Source organism: Methanobrevibacter sp. (genome assembly GCF_045112895.1).
GTDB lineage: Archaea > Methanobacteriota > Methanobacteria > Methanobacteriales > Methanobacteriaceae > Methanocatella.
This window is the reverse complement of the sequence record NZ_JBGUIH010000022.1, coordinates 38,987-61,109: the sequence shown is the minus strand read 5'-3', so window position 1 is coordinate 61,109 and position 22,123 is coordinate 38,987. Positions and strand designations below refer to the sequence as shown.

At 29.3% G+C, this 22,123-nt stretch carries 19 protein-coding genes; 9 read left to right on the top strand and 10 right to left on the bottom strand.

Annotated elements, in window-relative coordinates:
* Both ACJMLD_RS04805 and ACJMLD_RS04800 read right to left on the bottom strand, forming a co-directional pair.
* Positions 1-309 (bottom strand): ferritin family protein (locus ACJMLD_RS04805; protein ID WP_405268539.1); only part of this gene is annotated, 309 nt, incomplete at its 3' end.
* A gap of 11 nt (positions 310-320) precedes the next feature.
* The gene (locus ACJMLD_RS04800; RefSeq protein WP_405268536.1) at positions 321-1,547 is read right to left on the bottom strand and encodes an FprA family A-type flavoprotein; all 1,227 of its coding nucleotides are present in this window, start codon (positions 1,545-1,547) and stop codon (positions 321-323) included.
* A gap of 179 nt (positions 1,548-1,726) precedes the next feature.
* Between ACJMLD_RS04800 and ACJMLD_RS04795 the strand changes: the two genes are divergently transcribed.
* Positions 1,727-2,866, top strand: coding sequence for a tyrosine-type recombinase/integrase (locus ACJMLD_RS04795; RefSeq protein ID WP_405268533.1), 1,140 nt, complete (start codon positions 1,727-1,729; stop codon positions 2,864-2,866).
* Between the two features lie 117 nt (positions 2,867-2,983).
* On the opposite strand, the gene ACJMLD_RS04790 is transcribed toward ACJMLD_RS04795, so the two are convergent.
* The 4 genes from ACJMLD_RS04790 to ACJMLD_RS04775 all read right to left on the bottom strand — a co-directional run bounded on the left by ACJMLD_RS04790 (position 2,984) and on the right by ACJMLD_RS04775 (position 7,037).
* Positions 2,984-4,141 carry a hypothetical protein gene (locus ACJMLD_RS04790; RefSeq protein WP_405268530.1) on the bottom strand — a complete coding sequence of 386 codons (1,158 nt, stop codon included), beginning with the start codon at positions 4,139-4,141 and terminating at the stop codon, positions 2,984-2,986.
* Position 4,142: 1 nt separating this feature from the next.
* Positions 4,143-5,495: a VPA1262 family N-terminal domain-containing protein gene (locus ACJMLD_RS04785; RefSeq protein WP_405268528.1), complete on the bottom strand. Its 1,353-nt coding sequence runs from the start codon at positions 5,493-5,495 to the stop codon at positions 4,143-4,145.
* A 211-nt stretch (positions 5,496-5,706) separates the two neighbouring features.
* Positions 5,707-6,576, bottom strand: coding sequence for a hypothetical protein (locus ACJMLD_RS04780; RefSeq protein WP_405268525.1), 870 nt, complete (start codon positions 6,574-6,576; stop codon positions 5,707-5,709).
* Positions 6,573-7,037, bottom strand: a complete 465-nt coding sequence (locus tag ACJMLD_RS04775) for a hypothetical protein (protein ID WP_405268523.1) — start codon at positions 7,035-7,037, stop codon at positions 6,573-6,575. The genes ACJMLD_RS04780 and ACJMLD_RS04775 overlap by 4 nt, the downstream gene beginning before the upstream one ends.
* Before the next feature lie 188 nt (positions 7,038-7,225).
* Here ACJMLD_RS04775 and ACJMLD_RS04770 point away from each other — a divergent pair, with 188 nt between their 5' ends.
* Together ACJMLD_RS04770 and ACJMLD_RS04765 are read left to right on the top strand one after the other, a co-directional pair.
* On the top strand, positions 7,226-8,077 hold the full coding sequence (locus tag ACJMLD_RS04770) for a hypothetical protein (protein WP_405268520.1): 852 nt from the start codon (positions 7,226-7,228) through the stop codon (positions 8,075-8,077).
* Between the two features lie 151 nt (positions 8,078-8,228).
* Complete coding sequence (locus ACJMLD_RS04765; protein ID WP_405268517.1) at positions 8,229-9,071, top strand: DUF4238 domain-containing protein; 843 nt, start codon at positions 8,229-8,231, stop codon at positions 9,069-9,071.
* Positions 9,072-9,217: 146 nt separating this feature from the next.
* Here ACJMLD_RS04765 and ACJMLD_RS04760 read toward each other — a convergent pair whose 3' ends face one another.
* On the bottom strand, positions 9,218-9,592 hold the full coding sequence (locus ACJMLD_RS04760) for a hypothetical protein (RefSeq protein ID WP_405268515.1): 375 nt from the start codon (positions 9,590-9,592) through the stop codon (positions 9,218-9,220).
* A 385-nt stretch (positions 9,593-9,977) separates the two neighbouring features.
* On the opposite strand from ACJMLD_RS04760, the gene ACJMLD_RS04755 reads away from it, so the two are divergent.
* The 6 genes from ACJMLD_RS04755 to ACJMLD_RS04730 all read left to right on the top strand — a co-directional run bounded on the left by ACJMLD_RS04755 (position 9,978) and on the right by ACJMLD_RS04730 (position 18,484).
* Positions 9,978-10,280: a hypothetical protein gene (locus ACJMLD_RS04755; protein ID WP_405268512.1), complete on the top strand. Its 303-nt coding sequence runs from the start codon at positions 9,978-9,980 to the stop codon at positions 10,278-10,280.
* 15 nt (positions 10,281-10,295) lie between these two features.
* Positions 10,296-10,856 carry a restriction endonuclease subunit S gene (locus ACJMLD_RS04750; RefSeq protein ID WP_405268509.1) on the top strand — a complete coding sequence of 187 codons (561 nt, stop codon included), beginning with the start codon at positions 10,296-10,298 and terminating at the stop codon, positions 10,854-10,856.
* A gap of 2 nt (positions 10,857-10,858) precedes the next feature.
* Entirely contained in the window at positions 10,859-12,229 is a 1,371-nt protein-coding gene (locus ACJMLD_RS04745) for an N-6 DNA methylase (RefSeq protein ID WP_405268506.1), read from the top strand.
* Between the two features lie 61 nt (positions 12,230-12,290).
* Positions 12,291-14,252, top strand: coding sequence for an N-6 DNA methylase (locus ACJMLD_RS04740; RefSeq protein ID WP_405268503.1), 1,962 nt, complete (start codon positions 12,291-12,293; stop codon positions 14,250-14,252).
* 6 nt (positions 14,253-14,258) lie between these two features.
* Positions 14,259-15,578, top strand: coding sequence for a restriction endonuclease subunit S (locus ACJMLD_RS04735; protein WP_405268500.1), 1,320 nt, complete (start codon positions 14,259-14,261; stop codon positions 15,576-15,578).
* A complete protein-coding gene (locus tag ACJMLD_RS04730; protein ID WP_405268497.1) occupies positions 15,575-18,484 on the top strand; it encodes a type I restriction endonuclease subunit R in 2,910 nt (969 codons plus the stop codon). Before ACJMLD_RS04735 ends, ACJMLD_RS04730 begins: the two co-directional genes overlap by 4 nt.
* A gap of 621 nt (positions 18,485-19,105) precedes the next feature.
* On the opposite strand, the gene ACJMLD_RS04725 is transcribed toward ACJMLD_RS04730, so the two are convergent.
* From ACJMLD_RS04725 to ACJMLD_RS04715, 3 genes are all read right to left on the bottom strand, one after another.
* Positions 19,106-19,420, bottom strand: coding sequence for a hypothetical protein (locus ACJMLD_RS04725; protein ID WP_405268495.1), 315 nt, complete (start codon positions 19,418-19,420; stop codon positions 19,106-19,108).
* Between the two features lie 281 nt (positions 19,421-19,701).
* Complete coding sequence (locus ACJMLD_RS04720; RefSeq protein WP_405268492.1) at positions 19,702-21,447, bottom strand: hypothetical protein; 1,746 nt, start codon at positions 21,445-21,447, stop codon at positions 19,702-19,704.
* Positions 21,431-21,553 carry a hypothetical protein gene (locus ACJMLD_RS04715; protein WP_405268489.1) on the bottom strand — a complete coding sequence of 41 codons (123 nt, stop codon included), beginning with the start codon at positions 21,551-21,553 and terminating at the stop codon, positions 21,431-21,433. Before ACJMLD_RS04715 ends, ACJMLD_RS04720 begins: the two co-directional genes overlap by 17 nt.
* Between the last annotated feature and the right edge of the window lie 570 nt (positions 21,554-22,123).

The following is a 22,123-nucleotide window of genomic DNA, read 5'->3' as shown; positions in this document are numbered from 1 at the left end:
AGCTTTTTCGGAAGCTTCTCTTTTTTCTGCGTTAGCCATTTTTTCTCCACCCATCATCCATTCGATGTTTTCTTTGAGGGTAGGTTTAATGATTCCGTTCATTTCACAGAATCTGGCAGCGTGTTCAGCTTCTTCCCAAGCTAATCTTTTGAATACTTCAGCCAATTCCCCATAGCCTTCTCTGGAAGCTTGTCTGGACATTGCCAAGTAGATACCTACTTCGTTGGTTTCTCCTTCAAAGTTTCCTGCAACATAGTTTTCTACAGGGGTTCCTTTTGTAATTCCAATTTCATGTTCGTATTTTACCATATAAATCACCTTTATAATTCTTTACAAGCTTTGGCTAATTTTACACCTAATTCGTAGCTTGCATCTTCTTCTTCGGCAGTTGGCACGAATGTAATTTCTTGACTTTCAATTACATCGAATCCGCAGGTGCCTAATTCTTCAGCGAGCTTTGCAGGAGCTCCTCCTCTTCCACCCATTGAACCGAATGTAACTGCTTTTCTTACGATACCTGTTCTGTTGAATAGAAGACCTTTCAAGTAGTACATGATGTCTCCGATACTTGGATATGGTACATCGTTGATGGTAGGATCTCCAACAGCAATTCCCTTACTGGTCAGGATGCTTTTGACGATTTCTGACCTTTCATCTTCGTGCAGGAAGAAGATTTCTACATCATAGCCTTCAGACATTGCACCTTCTGCAATTTCATGAGCCATTTTTTGGGTAGAGTAGTGCATGGTGTCGTAGATGATAGTGATCTTGTCTTCACATACACCGGTTGCCCAGTTTTGGTAGGCTCCGATTACTTGCATAGGATCAGTCCAGATTTGACCGTGGGACGGTGCAATCATTTTAATGGAGTCAAGCAATCCTAATTCAACTACTTCGTTTAGTTTTTTAAGCACCAATTTTGAAAGCGGTGTAATTAGGTTTGCATAGAATTTCTGTGCAGCATCCATCAAGACATTTTCCGGAATCTCGTCTGAGAATCTTTTGGTGAAACATAAGTGCTGACCGAATGCGTCGTTAGGGAATAATATGCCTGTTTCGTCTGCAAGCAAGGTAAACATGCTGTCAGGCCAGTGCAATAGGAATGCATCCAGGAATGCTAAGGTTCTTCCGCCAACATCCAAGGAGTCGCCAGTTCCTACAGTGATGAATTCAGCGCCTTCAAGTGCAGGGTAGTGTTTCAAAAGACCGTTTACAGCTATTTTGGTACAGTAAATCGGTGCTTCAGGGAATCTTTTGTGCAAGTCCACCAATACTCCGGAGTGATCCTTTTCAACGTGGTTTTGGATAATGTAGTCAACTTTGACTTCCCTTCCTTCTTGAGCGAAAGCATCATCGATACGTGCCATCATCTCTTTGGTTTTTCCAGGATATGCATTGTCGATGATTGCCACTTCATCTTCACCAAATACAAGGTATGCATTGTATGTGGTTCCGTCTAATGTGTAACCGTGGTAGGTTCTTAAATCCCAATCGAGTACACCAACCCAGTATACTCCATCAGCTATTTTTTGTGCATTAGCTTTCATTTTTAATCTCCAATTCATGTTTGTTAATTCATATGATTTTCTATGAATTGATATTATTTTGTACTATTTATTTAATATAATTTTGTTTTATACGAACTGTTTCAAAAGTTCAGATACTTATTACTCTTCAAGCGCTCTCTCTCAATATTTTTTATCAACGAAGAATAAAAGTGATTAGTATGATGAATGACGAGCTATTAAAAAATTTTTCAATAAGCTGCAACCATGCGCAGGGCACATTTTTCAGCTATGAACTTTCGCTGAGAAAGTACTGTGAATATTTTGGTATGAGCTTAAAAGAGCTTCTTTATGAAGCTGAAGAAGATGAAAACAATGGAGTAAAATGGAAACATAGTCGGTTGAAAGCGAAATTGGTCGAATACAGACATTACATGTATCAGCATTATGCTCCAGGAACTGTCAGAAAAGAGATGAACTGCATTAAATATTTCTATAAATTCTATGATATAGAGATATTGGCATTGCCAAAAATCAATGAAAAGAGTATTCAAAAGCCTGCTCCAATATATTTCAAGGACTTACCGGATAAGGCTGTAATAAGACAAGCCTTTCAAATTGCATCTCCTTTAATGAAAGCTATAATTTTGTTTTCATGTTCCAGCGGATGTGCCAGAACAGAAACATTGAGTCTGACAATTGGAGATTACATTGAGGCCGTATCCGAATATCTGCCAAAAAGAGATATGGATATCTTTAATGTAATCGATTATCTCAACGGTGTGGATGATGTCGTTCCGACCTTCAGCATTTTGAGGAAAAAGACAAACAAGTATTACCTCACATACTGCAGTCCTGAAGCTGTAAAGGCCATTAATGCATATCTGTTGTTGAGGGATAAACCTCTGACTGAGGAAAGTCCATTGTTTAGGATTAGCGGGACATATATGGTGCAATCATTTGAAATGATTAATGACACTTTAGGCCTTGGAAGGGTTGGAAAATATCGAAGGTTCAGGAGCCACATGCTTCGCAAGTTTCATGCATCTGCATTGTATAATAGCGGCATGAGTTTGGACAAGGTCAATGATTTGCAGGGAAAGGCCAAAAACAAAACGGATGCAGCATATTTTATGACAAACCCTGATGATTTGAAATTTGAATATATCAAGCATCTGCCGGCAGTAACAATCAATACTGATGTTGAAAAGCTTTCTATCAAATCACCTCAGTTCATTCAAATGGAAAAGGAAAATGAATCATTAAGATTAGAAGTAGGTAGCATGAGAAATGAAATTGAGGAGATGAGAAGTTTAAAGAAAGAACTTTTAGGCATCATAAACATGGTTAGTGAAGGGTAATATCATTGATATAAAAGTAAGGGTGATAGCATTTGGCAGGTGTTGAATGCTATCAAAATAATATTTAAAATTGATAATGTATGGTTTTATATGCTCAATTATTTATTCTATTTTAATTCAATCATTGATAATATCATTGCAAATATTTATTAATTCAGTTATCTTTTCATATTTCCCAATATCAATTAAATATTTCTTGAATCTAATTTCTTTGTCTAATTCTGAGGTGAATTTTAAATTATTTTTTAATTCTTCCAATAATTTTAAAGTTTTCTTAATTTCATTAATATCTAAATTGCTTAAAAATTTCTTCCAATCACTTTCATTAATGGTAATATGTTCTTCAGATAATTTTAATTTTAATTTTTTTAATATTAATTCAAATAATATGGGTTTTGATAGAAAAGACCAATGTTTTATTGAATACAACTGATATATTTCATTTATATTTAAAATTTTTACTTGATTATATTCTTTGTAAAATTGTTCTAAATTATCTTTAACAGTTTCTAATAATTCTAATGGGATTATTTTTGTCTCTTTGTATTTAATATAATCTATAATAATTTTAATGAGTATTTCAGTATCTATTCTATTGATTAATTTTATGTTATATCTCCAAATATTAAATTCTTCTTTTTTTAAGTTTAAATTTCCAACATCTGCATATGGATACAATAAATAGTTAAATAACCCGTATAGTTTAATATCATCATTACATTTCCAATTTATATATTTTGGATTAATTTTAAAATTTCTAATTATTCTTCCTTTTAATGTTGATAAAAATATATGGTTATGTTTTTCACTAAAAATTAATTTATTAAATCGTTTTTCATCATATAAATAGATCCAATTTAATAAATTTATCAGTGAATAATGAGTGGAAAATGGTCTAGGATACCAATTAGCAACAAATGAATATTTATTGTAATAAGGAGTTGCTTTTTCATAGTTATATTTAATTTTCATCTCATCTTTAAAATATAACATTAATCCACCTTTTAAATAGTTGTAGGATTCTAATTCAATGATTTTTGGTAATTCATAAATATTTTGTTTTGAATTTATATTAAAGAACCCTATATAATATGCAAATGTATAACAAAGTTTTAAATGAGGTGTTTCACAGTTAATTAGTATTTCATTTAATTCATTAAATATGATATCATAATCATTGTTTTGATATAATTCTTTTAAATATTCCTTATCTGTTATTTCAATCCCATTTTTTATTATTTTATCAGTTAGTTCTTTTAATTCTTCAAAATTCATTTTAATCCCTTAAATTATAAGTATATTCAGAAATGATATTTTCAGATAGGATTTCAAAGATTGTTTTTGCACAATAATCATTTAATTTAATAATATTAGAATAATTTGTCCCAAATGAATTTAATGAAGTTCCTATTTGGTATCCAATAATTTTTTCATCAGTTTTTAAAAAGATAAACCTATCATGGAAGATATATGTTGCTTTTTTGAATTTTAATAAATCTAAATTTAAATCTCTTAAAGATTCTTCGCCATGGTTTTCAATTTGTGATTTATATTTGCTAAAAGTCATATTTTTTTCTGCATTCTCATTAGGATTTTCTGTAAAAACAATAGTTTTAGTTTTTGGAGTACTGCATAACATAACTAAAATATCTATTAAAACAGGGATTCCTGAGTTATCACTTATGAAAAATGGATCAAAAATCCACATTTCATTATTTTTTTGAATAAGACCTTCAAATATTTTAAAAGCTTTTTCACGTTCGTCTTGCTTTAAAAAATTACAATAACTCTCTTTTGGATTTTTAATTTTATTCATCTCTATTTTTTCATTAATCAAATAACTTTCTAAAAAATCTAAATCTGTGTTATCTGAAATTGTAATCGGGTCGGACATTTCTGTGTTGGGAATTAATATGCTATTATCCATACTTTGATATTTCTTTTCAATAATTCTGGTTGTTATTCCAACATTTAAGTTAATTGCCCGTATTATATTATATTCTGCTTTATAAATTAAATTTCCATCATCGAAAATTTCTATCTCGTAATTATCCCAATCTCTTTTGGACCATATTTCTAATCCATCATATATATTATTCAGCACATAAGATTCTCGAATAATATCATCTAGTTTAAATTTCACAAAAGCAGTCCCACGTGCATCGCTACCTTCAATAGTTAAATATGGAAGATTTTCAGAGTTATGACTTTTTACATCAATTTTAATTGGGCAAAAAACTAGTAAATTACCAATTGCTGATGGTGTTAAATTAAAATTACAATTCTCCTTTACAAATTCACATAATTTTTTAAAATTTTCTGTATCAATTGAGAGTTGATGGTTATTGATTAAAGGAGTATCTTCTTGATTAACATATTCTTTATATTTTGTGCTATAATTGCTATAAGGATTCTTCACATTATTGCATTCTAAAAAACCATCTATAACAAAATCATGTTCAAAATCTCCAAGTTCACTATTTTCATTATAATATTCTTTAAAAATTATTTTATGACCTAAAATTTCAGTTTCTTCTCTTAATGTTCTATTCTTAATTTGGTCTTCCATTTTTTCATGTATTATTGTTAAAATTTTCTCATCATCCCAATAAAATTCTTGTATAATCATAATATTCTCCCCAGAAAATAATTATATTAAATAAGAAGGGTCTACTGTTTAGGATATTATCAGTGAATTCTAAAAACTCTTTATAATATTTATTATTTCATATTTTTTCTTTTTTCCTTTCTTAAAATAATATTCATAAAATAATGCTGTTTTATTCACTAAATCCTTAACAAATTATAAATTCTAAATATAAACAGTAACCATGAGTCTACTATTTTATATTTATAATGTCTGTTTTCACATAACTATAGAATGTATTGCCGGAACATGTTTTATATGTGAAATAAGCATATATCATTAATTCTTTTGGAATGTTTAACAAACCATTTTCACAATAATTATTTGTTGTTCCATCATCATAATATTCTTTTAAAAATTGTCCTTTTTTTATTTCTCCATCTAAAGGAATATCTAGTTTAATATCAATTGTCAAAATACCTTCAGATTTAATTAAATCATGATGTAGTTCTTTGCACAATATATAATATGGATAAATTTTATCTAAATACATATCATAAGATTTATTTTTTGGTAATGGGTCTGCAGCATACGATTCAATGACAATTTTAATGTCTGTAATGTCGTTCTTTTTATTATTCTTAATTGAAATTCTTGAATTAATAGATTTGCCTTTAGTTCCATCATCACAACTAAAATTGAAATCTAAATTAAATGGATGGAATTTATATGGAATTAAAGATTGAATAATTCCATCTTCTGATTTCATTAATGGTCTTATATATTTTAATTTTGAATCATGGAAGCATTGATCACAATAAAATTTATTATTTTCGCAATTAAAAACAGGTAATCCTTCATTTAACTTTTTGAGAACATGTTCACATCCTAAATTATTTAAAATCCATTCTTTTTCATAATAAAATTGAGTATGTCTGTCATTCGGACCTGCTGCTGTAAAACCTATGGGGATTAAATATTTTTCATTATTTTTATATTCAAAAAATGATAATCCATGATGATTATGGCCTTTAGTACATTTCATGCAATAATATTCTTCACATTTTTCACAAAATGCGATTATTTCATTATCTAATTCTTTATTACAGTTACAACAATTCATAAACTCACTTCCATTATTAAAAATATGACCAAAAATATAATAAAATAAAAAACAGAACATCTAAAATTAGTAACAACTTTTTCATTTATTTCATAATTTTTATTAATTGAAATTAAGTATTGTTTAATAAGTTTTTCCTGAAAATCGTTTTCATTAATGTTAAAACTAGATTCTAATTCTTTATAATCATCTAAAATAAAAGGATGATAATATGGTCTTGGTAAAAAAATTGATATGCAGAATCCAAGTGAAACAAAAAAATAAATTATCAATCCCAGTTTCATAGGAATTATGAATAGATTATTTGATGTAATAGATTTTGAAAAAGTACAAATTAAAGTAACAATAATTGAAATACAACCTAAAAAGTACGAAGCTTTATTTTCTAAACTTTGTTTTCTATGGGTTTCTCTTTCAAAAAGAAGCCTTAATTCTTCTAATTTTATATTATTATTTTTCATAAAATCACATTATATGCTCAATTCTATGTTTTAGTACATAAGTTATTACGAAATTTATATTTAATATATATTTAATTAATCTATTTTCAGTATCAATCATCTTAAATAAACCCCCTTCATATATAAAGATTAAATATAATGTTATTAAATAATATGTATTATCTTAAAGCCTATCGTGGAGTAATTCAATGGATATAAAGAACTCATTTAATTTAACAGATATATTAATTGGGATATTGGCAGTATTAGCAATAATTTTTTTCATAGGGGTATTTTTTGGTTTAAATGAAATTTGGCATAATCCTATTTTATTAAAAAAGTCTGTTATTGAACTAGTCGCATCATTTTCTAATGTATTAATTGCATTAATTTCAATAATCATTTTATTAATTAATAAAAGACATAATGAAAAGACAATACGTCAGACTAATGAGTTAATTAAACAAAATGAAGAAAATCTATTTATACAATTGAGATATGCTGATGCACATAGAGCAATAAATGACCTAATAAAATATATTGAAGCTACATTTGGTATTTATGAACAACTTGTTGATTTGGAAAAATCAAATATTCCTGAAAAAGAAGAATACTTATCTCCAAGGGCATTTTTAGTAATGCAATTTATAAATATTATCTCCAATTATGAATTATTAATCAAATTACCGGTTACTTTAAGAGTCAAAATTGAATCAGGATTCATTGATTTCACTGGAGAAAATTTTGAAATATTAAGAGACAATACTAAATTCAATAAAATATTGGAAGAGAAAGGTTTTATAAATGATTATGAATCTAGTTTTAAAATTATTAGATTAAATAAACCATCTAAATCAATACAAAATAATATAGCTTATAATAAATTCATTGAAGAATTTAATTCTGTAGATGATATTGAAATGAATGAAGTTGTGTATAGATATTATTATGGGTTTAAAAATATTAAAACAGAAGATTTTTATAATCATTTTGATAATATTCATAAGGAATTAACTACAATGAATACTGCAGAATTAATATTGAATGATTTTTTAGAATAATTTTAATTTATTCATTTAATTGGAACTTGATAATTATTGAATATTAATTAATTTATAAGATTGATTATACAAGAGCAGCAATATTAAGCTAGCACTTTTTAATCATAATAGGAAAATTTCATATTTTTAATAAAATATACTAAGGTGTAAGATGAGCAAACCTAAAAGACAGCATTATGTTCCACAGTTTTATTTAAGAAATTTTAAAGATGAATCTTCTGATAATCTAATTAATTGTTTTAATATTAAAACTAAAAAACCTTACAAAGCATCTATTAGTAAAGTTGCACAAAAGAAGTATTTCTATGAATCCTCTAAAAACAATTTAGAATATCAATTATCTTTAATTGAAAAGGAATCTAGTAAATATATTAATAATCTGGTTGAAAATAAGAAATATAAATATTTAAACAATTTAAACATTAGAGCAAATCTATCATATTTTATGTCACTTCAGTTTATTAGAACAAATGATAAGCGTGAATGGATAATAAATCATTCTTATGAATTAAAAGATGAAATTTCACAAGAAGTAGAAATTCCACAAAAATTTCAAAAGTTGTTTGATGAATTGCCTTCAGAAGAACATGTGAAAAATTGGCATTTAGAATATATTGAAAAATTTTCTTTGAAATTTTTCAAATATTTTTATTATAAAAAATGGATTTTAATTAAAAACAAGACTAATTTGAATTTTTGGACATCGGATAATCCTATTTCAATTTGGAATCCTATAAATCCTCCAGGTTTGGGTAGGGAATGCAGTTTTATTTTCTATCCCTTGAGTCCAAGATTATGCATATGTCTAGCAGATCCTTTTCATTTTTCTAATTTAGACCAGGGTAGGAATTCAAGCATTGGGTTAAATATTTTAAAGGCAACATCCTTTAAATTTAAAGATGAAGTTGATGTTATTAATAATAATATGATTGAAGTTGATTCATGTAATATGAATGTATTTTCAAAAGATTGTGATTTTGAGATATTATTCTAAAAATGATATTTTAAATAAGTAGTGATAAATTAAAAATTGAATATTCTACAAAAATATATGTTTGGAGTTTATTAATATGTATTTTAATTAAAAACATGATTTTGATAAGTTAATTAATTAATGAAGTAATTTCTTATTATATATTATTAAATAAACTCTTTTTCATCTTCTGCAAGTGTTTTTGCTGCAGTTCCATCTTCAATGTCTTGAAGAATTTTGTTAATCTGATGTTTATATTCATTTAATATTTCTAACTCATGTTTCCATGATAACGTTTCAGACTCTCTTTTTTGATGCCATTTTACATAATCATAATCTTCAATCAAATCAATATCTTCCATATGTTTAATTGCTTGATAATGTTTTGATTGAATTTCTTCTTGAAGATCAATAAGCTTTTCATAGTGAGAAATTAACTCTTCAACTTGAAATAGTGATAGATGGAGCTGCGCATAATCCTTTTCCAATTTTATGCTCCTGAAATTATCCAATATTATTTGCTTACATTCTTCAATACTCATTGTATTACCTATAATTGTATTAAACTAGATAATATATAAGTATTTGGTTATTTTAATGGCAATTTTGTTGTTAGATTGAAAAAATACTTAGTTTTATTAATATTTATATTGCATAAAAAATCATGTTTCTATCAAAAATAAATTTGTTCCTACTACATAGAAGCGAAACATTTATATATGATTAGTGAAATAGTTATAATCAGGAAGTGTTTCTATGGTATAGAAACATAGTTTTGAAAACTAGAAACATATTCCATGAACCACTTCTTAATAAAAAAGTGGATCAGTAGAACATGCTGAAATTTATAATTTGCATTTAAATATTTGGCAACGAATATTAATAAAGATTTTGGCATCTACTTAATCCACACATGGAGATGAAAAAATGAATATAGATGAAATTAAAAAAGAATGCCAAACAACAACAAACCTATACATTGTTGGATTAAAATTTGTAACAACAGAAACAGTGGATCAAGTAATGAGTAGTATTAAAAGGGATATTCAAATCTACGATAAACTTTGTAGATTTATAATATTAAACAACCGTATTGAGCTTGGCTTATACACTAATGCAACACCCGCAATATACTACTTCACAGAACAATCCACAATTTTCGAAGAAGTGTTAAAACAATTAAAAGAATTTTGCAAAGATAATTGCTTGGGATTTACAGAAATAGATTAATGGGGCTGAATTAAAATGAAAACACAATTAGATGAAATAGCAAGAATATCAATTGGTGCATCACTTCCAAGGTATTCTAAAACATACGAGGGAGACAAACAAGAAACTGATGTATTATATTGCACAGTTGATGAATTTTATACAAAAAAAGGAGAAATAGCAACAGACATTGATTCAAAATATCTCACACAAAAAGGTGACGTGATTTTCAGACTATCCTCACCACAAGCTGCTATTAGTATAAGTGAGACTAGTGAAATTCCCGAAGGTGTTGTAGTATCTTCTAAATTTGTAATAATTAAACCAAGAGATGTGAATCCAGATTTTTTAGCTGAATTATTAAACAGTAACATAGCTAGAAATCAAATACAGAAATTCTCTGAAGGGATAATCAAACAAATTAAAAAGAATGATGTAGCTAGACTTAAATTTGAAATACCTTCACTCAAAGAACAAAAAGAGTATGTTGAATACATTAACTTAATTAACAAAGAGATAAAACTACAAAAACAACTTCTCAAAGAAAACATAGATTTAAAGGAAGGTATAATTCAAAAATCACAAGGAGTTGAATAAATATGCAGGAAAACAACCACAAACAAATTGAAATAACCAATAGTATTAATTCAGCTAATAGAATGCTAGTTGCATCAGGGTTTCATGAACGTTCCGGAGCAATGACTCAAATTGCATGTTTACTAGGATATAAATATTTATCTAATAATATATCAAGCAACTCTGAAGATATAGGATATGAGTTAAATGAAGAATTCAGATATGAAAAATTACTCATAAACAAAGGTGAGGTCATTGAATTATTAAAACTCGGAATTGAACAAATAACACATAACAACAATAGTATTCAAGCATCAGATGTATTTTTTGACTTGTTTGATATGATTGATTTTGATAGATTTAATAAAAATGAACCATGGTTAACATTTATTGATGTTGTAGAAAAAATCTGCTCAGAAACAACAGCAACAATAGGCGAAATCATGATTTTCATGATTAAATACTTATCTAACGACAAAAGAAGAGATTTTATCTTCATGCTCACAGAGGATAGTATTAAATTGTTAACTGCAAATCAAAAAGATGTTACGAATATTTATGATCCCTTTGCTGATGACGGAACGTTACTTGCACAAATCGGTAATGTGATTAATGTAGAAAACTACTATGGACAACACCCTAACCGTGAAAAATGCATTATGGCAAAAATGACATTGTTAACCAATGGTATAAATTACAAAAATATTTTCATAAAATGCAATGACATTATAGAACCAATACCTTGGAATGTAAAATTTGACTTAGGTGTAACTATATCTCCTTTTGGAATAAAAGGTGGACGATTTAATGAGATGGATGTTAGATTTGGAAATTTTGCTCATAAAAGACTAAGTGAAATTTCCTACCTCTTAGATATGTTTTATAATTTGGAGGATGATGGAACAATAAGAATTATAGTTCCTGATGCTGTATTGAGATTATCTTCTAATAAAAAGATTTTCCAATATTTAGTAGATAATGAGTTCATTTCAACCATCATTGGACTTCCAGGAGGATTATTTGGAGCAAACGGAGTCTTAACAGCATTGCTAATAATTAATAAAACGCCTAAAAATAAAGGAATATTTTATTTAAACCTACGAAATGCAAAAACTAGAAGGTTATGGAGAAAAATCCTTGTAAGTATTGAAGATATTGATAATTATATTAAGATATTATCAAACGAAGAAGAAATTGAACTAACATCAAACATAGCTACAATTGAAGATATCAAAGAAAATGACTACAATTTAGCAATAAATAGATATGTTGATTCAGAAAAGTTAGAAGAAATTGATATCGAACAAACAATTGCTAACATCAAAGCAATTAAAAAAGAATTGAAACAGGTAGATGAAGAACTTAATAGAAAATTAGGAGGTTTATTAAAATAAACCTATTCCTAAAATTATAACATGATATAAACAAAATAAAGATTATATATAAGGTGATAACATGAACAATTTCCAGGAGAAATCCAATTTTATATTTGCTATAGCTGATAGCATATTACGCGGATATTATAAAAGAAATGACTATCAAAAAGTAATTTTACCATTCACAGTATTAAAAAGATTTGATAGCGTATTAGCATATTCAAAAGATGCAGTAGTAAAAGCATATAAAGAAAACAAAAACGATGATGGATTAGAACTAATATTAATGAGTGAATCAATAGGAGAAAATGGAAAAAAATTAGGATTTTACAATTATTCTCCTTATGACTTCCAAAAATTATTAGAAGATCCAAACAATATCGAAGCTAACTTAAAACAATATTTAAACAGTTTCAGTGAAAATGTAAAAGACATCTTCGTAAGATTTGATATAGAAAAACATATCAACACGTTATCAGAGAAAAACATTCTATTCAAGCTAGTTAAAAAATTCTCTGAAACTACAGTAGATTTATCACCTAAATCTGTATCAAATCACGAAATGGGAACAATATTTGAAGAATTAATCAGAAGATTCTCTGAACAATCAAACGAAGAAGCAGGAGAGCACTTTACCCCAAGAGATGTGGTAAAATTAATGACAGAATTGCTGTTCGCAGGTGAAACAAATGAATCTGGAAGCATTAAATTAGTATACGATCCAGCATGTGGAACAGGAGGAATGCTAACAAGCTGTAAGGAATACATGCAAAAAATCAATCCAGACATAGATATAGTATTATATGGTCAAGAAATACAAGATGAAATTTATGCCATATGTAAAGCAGACATGCTAATGAAAGGCGAAAAAGCAGAAAACATCAAAGGGCCTTACAGTACATTATCAAATGACAAACTACCAAACCAAACATTTGATTATATGATTTCCAATCCTCCATATGGAAGAGACTGGGAAACAGATGAAGATGAAGTAAAATCAGAAGCTGAACTTGGATATAATGGAAGATTCGGAGCAGGACTGCCTAGAAAAAGTGACGGACAACTACTATTTATCCAACATATGATTTCGAAAATGAAAACAAATGACAAATCAAAAATAGCAGTGATTACCAATGGATCACCATTATTCATAGGAGATGCGGGTTCTGGTGAAAGCAACATAAGAAAATGGATATTTGAAAATGACTATCTTGAAGCATTAATTGCATTACCTGATCAACTATTCTTCAACACTGGAATAGGAACATACATATGGGTGTTAACAAATAAAAAAACACCACAAAGAAAAGGAAAAGTACAATTAGTTGATGCACGTGAAGAATTTGAAAATATGAGAAAGTCATTGGGTGACAAAAGACATTTCATCCCTGAAAAATCCATAAATAACATAGTCAATACTTATATAGATTTTATCGAAAATGATAAAGTAAAAATCTTTGATAATGAAGACTTCGGATACACAAAAATCTCTGTTGAAAGACCAATGCAACTAAACTACCAAGTATCAAAAGAAAGACTTGAAAACCTATATTCCTACTCAGCTTTTAAAAAATTAGCAGAGGAGGAAGAAGGTAAAAAACAACAAGAAGCAATCAAAAAAGCATTACAAACAATAGGTAATGATTTATATACTGACTGGAATTCTTTTGAAGCTAAAGTCAAACAAGCATTAAAACCATTTGACCTTAAACCAGCATTCATTAAGAATGTAATAGAAAAATTATCAGAACATGATGATACAGCAGAATATGTAACTGATGGAAAAGGTAAACCAAAAGCAGACAGCAATCTTAGAGATGCCGAAAAAATACCATTAATCCAGAATATTGATGATTACTTTGAAGATGAAGTTCTCAAATACTATTCTGATGCATGGTATGATAATAAAAAGAATAAAGTGGGTTATGAAATTAATTTTACACAATATTTCTATGTGTATGAACCACCAAGACCTCTAGAAGAAATAGAAGCAGATATAACTAAAGTAACTGCTGAAATACAAGAATTACTAAAGGAATGATTCAAAATGAGTTACAAAACATATGATACTTATGAAACAATAAATAATTCCTTTTTAAAACAAATGCCAAAAGATTGGGGAATGTTTAAATTAAAATTTCTAATAAATACATTGGAATCAGGTAAGCGAAAAGATTTTGAAAATGAAACATTTGCATTCAGTATTGGTGGAGAACATATTAATTGGAATGGCACACTGAATTTAAAAAATGAAAGGTATGTGTCTGAAGATTTTTATAATTCAATGAGTAAAGGAAAAATATGCAAAAATGATACTTTACTTGTTAAAGATGGAGCAACAATTGGTAAAACTGCATTTGTAGATGACTTACCTCAAAAAATGGTCGTGAATGAACATGTATTTATCTTGAGAAGTAATAAATTATTAAATCCAAAATTATTATATTATTTGATATTTAGTAATTTAGGTTTCACACAGATTAAATTAACTGAAACTGGATCAGCACAAGGAGGAATAAGTCAAAGCATTGCAGATAAAGTTAAATTTATCATACCTATTAATTTAACACATCAACAACAAATTGTTGATTATTTGGATAAACAAACTGCTAGAATCGATGCGACTATTGTTAAAAATGAAGAACTTATCCAATTACTTGAGGAAAAACGTGTTACTTTAATCAATCAAGTAGTTACTAAAGGTTTGAATCCTGATGTACCTATGAAAGAGTCTTGTGTTGAATGGATTGGTGAAATACCTGAGCATTGGAAAATAAATAAAATAAAAAAATATTTTTATATATATAATGGATCAACACCTAAAAATAATGAAGAAAACTGGAATGGCAATATTGATTGGATTACTCCTGCAGATTATAAAACAAGTGATACTTACATAAACAATTCGTCACGAAAAATAACCAAAAAGGGATTAAATTCTTGTGGCACTACTTTAGTTCCTAAGGGTTCAATAATTGTATCTAATAGGGCACCTATAGGTACAGTTGCAATTGCAAATGTGGATTTGTGCACTAACCAAGGATGTAAATCATTAGTTATTAAACGTGACATTAATACAAAATTTGTTTATTATGTATTTTCAATAAATGAAAAAGAACTTAATAAATTAGGTAGAGGAACAACATTTATGGAACTTTCAGCTTATGATTTAGGCATATTTCCAATACCTATTGCACCAGATTCAGAACAAAAAGATATTGTAAATTATTTAGACAAAGAAACTTCAAAAATAAACCAAACGGTTAGTAAAATCAAAGAAAATATCAAACTTCTTGAAGAATATAAAACTTCTTTGATTCACCATGTGGTTACTGGTAAAATTGATGTAAGGGAGGAAGTGATATGACTACTGATACAAAGGAAAAAGCTTTTCAGCAAGACATTATTGATTATCTTGAAAGTACTGGTTATGTTGTAAGATCTACTAAGGATTATCATGTGAATTCCTTTTTGGATGTTGAATTGGTTTTAAAGTTTATTAAAACTTCTCAACCTGATGCTTGGGAGATTTTTGCTAATCATAACGCTAATCCTGAAGCAACTTTCATTAAAACTTTATGCAATAAGATTCGTGAGCGTGGAACTATTCGTGTTCTTCGTGAAGGCATTAATGAGATGATGGTGAAGTTTGATTTGTTTTATTCCAAGCCAAATACTAGTTTGAATCCTGATTTGGAGGTAAAATATAGTCAAAATATCTTTTCTGTTGTTAAGGAGCTTGAATATGAGGATAAAGATAATGGTAATCGTTTGGATTTGGTTATTTTTATTAATGGTATTCCTATTTCTACTATTGAGTTGAAGGATACTTTTACTCAAGGTGTGGAAAAAGCTATGGATCAGTATAGGAAAGATCGTGACCCTAATGAGCAGTTGTTTAAGAATTGTCTTGTTCATTTTGCTATGAGTGATGAAAATATTCAAATGACTACTAAGTTAGCTGGTGAAGAAACTAGATTCTTACCTTTTAATAAAGGCATTACAAATCCTGTTGTTGATGGTTATTATAAAACTTCATATCTGTACACTGAGATATTGCAAAAGAATCAATTATCAAGGCTGATTAATGATTTTATCTTTGACGAAAAGATTGAAACCAAAGGTAAGAAGAAAAAAACAGATAAAGTAACTATATTTCCACGTTTCCATCAGTTGGATTGTGTTAATACTTTATTAGATAATCCACAACCTGGCCATAATTATCTGGTTCAGCATAGTGCGGGTTCTGGTAAAACCAAGACTATTGCTTGGTTGGCCCATGGTCTTGTCAATAAGTTTGATGAAAATAATAAGCGTGTTTACGACATGATTTTTGTTATTTCGGATCGTAAAGTTATTGATAAGCAATTACAGGATCAAGTTAAAGCTATTGAAAAGAAAAAGGATCTTGTTCAAAAGATTGAAGATAGCTCTAAGCAATTGGCTGAAGCAATTAAATCTGGAACTAATATTGTTGTTTCCACAATACATAAGTTTTCCTGGATTGTTGATGAAATTGCAGATGTTGAAGATAGGACATATGCAATTATTGTTGATGAAGCACATTCTTCTCAAAGCGGCAGTTATGCCAGTGATGTGAGAAGAAGTCTGACAAGTGCTGAAGTGGATGCAGATTCTGCTTATGGTGTTGAGGATGATGCTGATGCTGATCTTTATGAGCAAATGGAAAAAAGAAGAAGGACACCTAATTTGTCTTTCTTCGCTTTTACAGCTACTCCAAAGCAGAAAACATTGGAACAATTTGGTAGATGGGATGAGACATTTGAAGAATATAGGCCTCATCATTTGTACAGTATGAAACAAGCTATTAAGGAAGGTTTTATTCTTGATGTGTTAGAATATTACATTACTTATCCAACTTACTTCAAACTGGTTCAAACGGCTGACGAAGATAATTCATATAGTAAAGATAAAGCTATGAAGGTTCTGAAGAAATATGTTGAGCAACATCCACATTCCATTAAGAAAAAAACAGCCATTATGCTTAATCATTTTATGAGTTCCACTATTAAAAAGATTGACAATAAAGCTAAGGCAATGCTTGTTACTAGCAGTAGGAAAGAAGCTGTGCTTTATAAACTGGAGTTTGATAGGCAAATTAAAGAAAACAATTTTAATATTAAAACTCTTGTAGCATTTACCAGCACTATTAAACTTGATGGGTTGGAGTATACTGAAAGCAATATGAATAAAATTGAAGGTAAAAAATCAATTAAGGAGGCATTTAAAGAAGATGCATTCAAGATTTTAATTGTTGCCAATAAGTTTCAGACTGGTTTTGATGAACCTTTATTACATACAATGTATATTGATAAAAAGTTAAGTGGTGTCGCTGCTGTGCAGACATTAAGTCGAGTTAATCGTATTGCACCAAATAAAACCAGCACTCTCATCATTGATTTCGTAAATAAAAAAGAAGAAATCAGAGAAGCATTTGAACCTTATTATACTGAAACATATTTGACAGGTAAGACTGATTACCATAAACTTTATGATTTGATGGAAAACATTTATGATTTTGATTTGTTTTATGAAGATCAAGTTAATGAATTCTACAGGTCATATCACGATGGAGTGCCTCAAGCAACATTGCATAATTTGTTGGATAGTCCAATACAGAAATTTGAGAAACTGGATAAAGAATATAAAGTTCAGTTTAAAAAGAAAATACGCAAATATCAAAGTGTTTATTCTTTCATGTCACAATTGCTTCCATTTAGTGATTTAAGACTTGAAAAACTTTTCATATATCTTAAATTCCTGTCCAAGAAGTTACCTACTATAAATGAGCCTCTTCCATACAATGTTTTAGAAGATGTGGATATGGATTCATATAAAATTGATACCCGTGATGAAGGTACAAAGATAACATTAGATGACGGTGAGGGCGGATTAGATCCAATCATAAGCATTGATGTACAATACAAACCTGATGAGGAAGAAAAATTATCCATAATTCTTGATAAATTAAATGAAATGTTTAAAACAGATTTCCAAGAATCTGACAAGCTAATATTAAAACAATTAGCCGATGGAATTAGGGGTAATGAAGAATTGAATATTAAAGCACAAAAGAATAAGAAAGAAAATTTAAGAGCTGTATTTGATGATTACTTTAATGATGAACTCATGTCTGTACGTAAAAATAATAAACAGTTCTTTAGCAAAATCAATTCTAATTCCCAATTAAGGAATGAATTGAAAAATTACTTATTAGATTTATTGTATGAAGATCAGGCAGAAAAGGTATAAGGTAGCGAAATGGGTAATAAAAAATATAAAGAGATAATTTGGAGTGATCTATACGTTAATTAATGTCTATGGATACACAGCATATCATGTTTCACAATCGGAACTGAGGGTAGCTATGAGGTAGTGTTGAAAATTATCTATTTGATGAGTCAGATTTCCACTTGATTTCTAATAGCTACTTTTTGAAAATTCTCATTATTTGCTTCATAATCGTGATGCAACTGAAGAATTTGAGGGTACATTCATAAGAAATCTGATTCATGTTTCACATTCTACATATTATTAATAAAACATTTAAAACAGCAATATCAATATTGGCTGCATGTTACAAGTCAGATATTCAATATAGTGAATTTAAAGTTGGTTCAATAAAAATTTTTGAGTTTAAACTGTTAATTAATTAAATACATGAATATTTATTATTTAAACTTGAATATACCATTAAATCAAGGTTTATATAAGTAGAAAAGGTTCTACAGATATTTTACCAAATCGAATTTTTCCTATATGGGAGGAATAGACCAGGGTTTACGAAAAAATGGGCATTCAACTTTTTTATAAAAATCACTGCTATCCAAATGAAACGATAGCTAAAAAACAAGTTAAGACTTGATGTAAATATCAACCTCTCAACAATTTTCTTCTGCCTTTCCAAACCAATTGGCGTTGCCTTTTTCTCAATTGCTTATATTCAACATACATCTGTGCCGTGATGTGTCCATGCAATCTTCGAAACTCATCAATTCTGACAATATCTGATTGAACAATAGCTGGTTCTCCTTCATGCCAGCAGTAATATGGATGATGGCATGGTACATCATTTTTAAAAGCCAATCCAGTTTTGCAGTTGTTGCAGTAATCAACAAACCACAATTCCTCTTCCCTTTGTGTTTTTTCCTTTTTGGCTTCGATTATCTGTTGTCTTATTGACTTCATTAAATCACTTCACTAATTTAAAAAAGACCAAAAAGACCCCAAAGACTTTTTCAATGGTCTTTTTAAAAAACTCTTCAAAAATCTTTAACAATGAAAATAACAGTTCTCATGCCTTTTCAATCAAACATATTTTTAAAAAGACTGCACTTTCGAAAGTATGTGGGAGGAACTTTAAAAGTCCCCCTCACTTATCTTGAAAATCATGGTCTTTTTTAGTTTTCCACATTTACAAACCCATAGAAAAACATCGGATAATGCTTCAATTAACTGAAGATGAATTCTCAATCGTTTTCCAATGAGGGCCTTTCAAAGACTTTTCTAAAAGTCTTTTTAGTCTTTATGGTTTTTACCCAAACTGGTTTTTCCACCTCACTATCAAAGTTCATAACGCTTAAGCCTTCGACAAACCTATCTTCATTCATAAGCTCTACTACCCATTCGCCGATTTCATATCTGATATCCTCATATACAGAATCGTCTATGTGCTTTAGATTGTAGCTGATATGTGCAATTTCACTTTTTGCCAAGTCATATATATTGAAGTTGCTGAAACGTTCAGTTATCTGCAGAAATCCTTGATTTTTCAGTTCATACATGTATTTCCTAACGGAATCTAAGCTTAATTCAAGATTTTGAAGTTGGAAGTATTCGCTGGTTGTAATTCCCATGCCGGGCATCACCCTCTCCTTTTGCATCTTCCATTCATCGATATTGTTTCTGATGTCGTTTAATACATCAACAGCCTTTGGGGCAAGATTTGCAGATATACTTTCCTTGTATGGATTCAGCAGGCTCATGAACTGCTGCACGTCTGCAATATTGGTTAGAATTACCTTTTTGCCGTCAACATCATGGACTTCATGGTTATAGTAATTCAAGGCAGTTATTGTTTTCAATATTCCATTGAACTTGTCAAAATCCCTTTTATAGAAAGCTGAGTTCTTTAAAAAGTCAATGACGAAGTAGACATATGGATTTATTATTGCAATATCTTCAAAGACTTCCTTTAGATGCAATAACATATAAGGCACTAGTTCTGCTTCCTTTTCATATTTCTTTAAAGTGTTGTAGCTCCTGCCATGTTTGAATTCCAGTAGCCTATTTCTGCGGTTGAATATTTCCTTGTTGTCCATTCTTGGTGTGATGAATATGCTTCTGCTCATTTCCTGTTCATCGAAATTGTGGTTAGGTACAGTAGTGTATGTCAGGCAAGGCCGACCCTCCAATTTCAGGTCTTTTACTTCCCATCCACCTTCACCATCCGGAATATTTAATGGCTTGTTTAGAAATCCGTCTGACTGCAGTTCCTTCATGAGGTTTTTGGATTCTTCCATGAACTCATGGTCATTGGCACCACCCATATCACCATAATTGACAATCTTGCCGTCATAGAAATACCTGTCCTTTTTTGCACGGTTGAACAGTGCAGCTTCTGTGATTTTCTTTTCATTGACAATGAATTTTTCTGGAATCAGTCTTAATGCTGTTTCCTGAATATGGGATTTGCCGCTGCTTGCCTCACCCAAACATATCACTGAAACAGGATTTTTTAAGATAACCTGTCCTGCATATACGGTAAACGCATACAGTATGTTGTTTCTCTCACCTGCTGTAAACCATTCAACAATGCTTCCGATATAAATCAATGGATAATCCAATGACTGCAGTTTAGTGATAGCTTCCTTTGATTTGATGATATCCTTTTCTTTTTCAGCTTGTTTTCTGTCAGCTATTTCCTGTTCGATAATTGATATCTCATTTTCATAGTTGAGCTGCAGCAGTTGTTTCACTTCTTCGAACTGGTTGTTGAGCATTTTTGGATCCGTTTTGCCTTTCCGATTCATGATCTGTTTGCATTGCCTTGCGACATTGCTCTGCGGCGATAATGTGGCCGGAGATCTGTTTATATGCTCTCCAATCTTATTGCCGTACCTGTTTTTGAATACATATGTGACCTTATCCGGATTCTTTTTGTTGATGATAAGTCTTATTGTATCTTTTGTGGGCAGTTCAGCTATGTTGGTCATATTTACTCACTATCTCATCAATTCTGTCTAAAATTTCCCACATTCTGTCCCACATCTCCTTTGGCACATAAACATATGTTACTCCATCTATCTCTTTTTTTAACATGATTTTTCTCCTATTTTTTCCCAATTATTTAGGGTTATATTATCAACAGTCTAAAGCTCATTCTTGTTGAGGCCTTTGGAAAAATAAAAACAGTATTGGAGCAAATTAATATTTCCATCATTTACCGAATATTTTGAATAATCTTTATATATTTCTTAAAATAAACTAGATATTGGGTTAAGTTTTGAAAAATATTAATTTTTAACAAAGTTTCGAGGCTATGTTTAACTATTCTTATTTTTCTCGACTGACCTTAGGATTATATTAAAAAATAATATTTAGCTCGTTATTCATAATATAATCCTTTTTTTCATGATCTGTTTTTTCTCAATGATTTCTTGATATTTTACCTCTCTAAATTTGATTTTCAGGCCTTGCCAAAAAAAGTTGTGCGGGGGTGAAAATTGCTCCCACTTCGTATAATTGCTTTCAGTTGGTAATGGCCACTTTATAGTTTATCATTATGTCTATATAAACATTTCTATTCGATTTAATTGTTAAACTGTTCATTTTTTTGAGAAAAAATTGTGTCCTAAAGCCTTGGGTTTTTTGGAATTTCTGTAAACATTT